1 protein-coding gene is annotated in these 1,925 nt (G+C 39.2%); it reads right to left on the reverse strand.

The features are described from left to right. A partial coding sequence (locus H4J38_RS16845) for a tandem-95 repeat protein (protein WP_182133645.1) occupies nucleotides 1-1,925 on the reverse strand: 1,925 nt, incomplete at both ends.

Consider the following 1,925-nt stretch of genomic DNA (forward strand, 5'->3'; position numbering starts at 1 on the left):
TAGCTGTCATTACCCAGTACAGGAACATCGTTAATGCTATTGATGTTTAACGTCACACTGCCTTGTGCTTTGCCACCGTTACCATCAAGAACTTCATAAATAAAACTATCGCTGCCATTAAAATTGCTGTTAGGAGCATAAATGAAAGAACCATCACTATTGAGCGTTAAGCTGCCATTGCTAACATTCGATATTGGTGTGGTATTAATCGTTAAGATATCACCTTCAACGTCGCTATCATTAATTAATAAATGATCGGTGCCGGTCGCTAAAATCGTTAGCACGGTATCTTCGCCTAAACTATAACTGTCACTGACTGCCGTGGGTGCATCATTTACCGATAATACTGTCAGCAATAAAGTACCACTACTGGTGGCATTTTCGCTGTCAGCAATGGTATAACCGACATTAATTTCACCAAAAAAGTTTAGCGCAGGGGTGATATCCAGTTTATTGTTGACAATTGTGGCTGTGGCATTGGAAATGTCAAATGCGATTAGCGAGATAGCATCACCCTCTTTATCACTATCATTCGCTAAAACATCAACCACAACGTTGCTATCTTCATTTATCGTTAAGCTGTCATCAACCACAGTGGGCGCGTCATTAATCGGTGCAATAACGATATTTACATTGGCGGTATTGGTTAAGCCACTTTCATTAATAACTTGATAAGTAAAACTATCAACACCATTAAAATCAGCGTTAGGTATATAACTAAAGCTGCCATCTTGCGCTAAAACTACAGCACCTTTTTGAGGGGAATTTACCGGTGTTGTGTTGACCCTTAAAATTGAATTATCAAAATCAACATCATTAATCAACAGGCCAGATGCGGCCTCTACAATCAAATTGGTATCTTCAAGTGCTTGGTAACTATCGTCTAGCGCGATCGGGATATCTGCAACTGACTTTACGGTTATGTTCACGAAAGCTTGTGATAGTAATTCCGCTGAATTTTTGATTTGGTATTGAAATTGATCATTACCAACAAAATTACTGTTAGGAATATAGGTAAAGGTACCGTCTAAAGATAAATTTAATTGCCCGTGCTGTGGCTGAACAAGTAACGTTTCCAATAATTCAAACGCTAAATCATTAGGATCACTATCATTCGCTAAAATACCTAAGTTAGCCGCATTTATCACCAGTGTTGTATCTTCATCTATTTGATAATTATCGTTGACGGCTATAGGCGGTAAAATGTTACCGTTTGGCAATATGGTCACAGTGGCAGTTGCTGTGCCACCAGCGTTATCTGTTATTTGATAAACAAATTGGTCACTCTCAGTTAAAACGCCAGTCGATTGATAAGAAAAGCTGCCGTCTGCATTGATGACTACCGTACCTTGTTGTGGCGGGGTGACCGGCGTCGTGGATATTTGCAGGTCATCACCGTCAATATCAGAATCATTACTTAATAAATTGGTATCAGCAGCATTGATTTTACCACTAGGATCAACACCATAAGCATCGTCTACCGCAATAGGGTTATCATTGATAGCTAAAACATTGAAAAAAACAATTGCTTCTGCTGTAGCGCCTTCAATATCGATAATCTGATAGTTAGCGCTATCTAGACCGTGGAAGTTTACATTGGGTGTATAGATGAAATTGCCGGTATCATCTATTGCTAAAGCACCGTTAGCGGGTTGTAATAAAATACTATCAACGGTGACTAATTGCCCGTCAGGGTCAAAATCATTTTCTAATACATTGACCGTTATACTTTCATCTTCGTTAACGTCGACATTATCATTATTAGCAACGGGGGCTTGGTTAGGTATACCTATAATTCGAGAGATAATGTATGGATTAGATTTACCACTTTCACCGCCATTATTAATGCCGGTAACGAGTAGGTGATAATTTTTGCTTGGGTCGGCATCAGTAAATTGTGCTGCTGTGCCATTAATGGCAAGTTG

It is taken from the genome of Colwellia sp. BRX10-3, assembly GCF_014077505.1.
Classification (GTDB): domain Bacteria; phylum Pseudomonadota; class Gammaproteobacteria; order Enterobacterales; family Alteromonadaceae; genus Cognaticolwellia.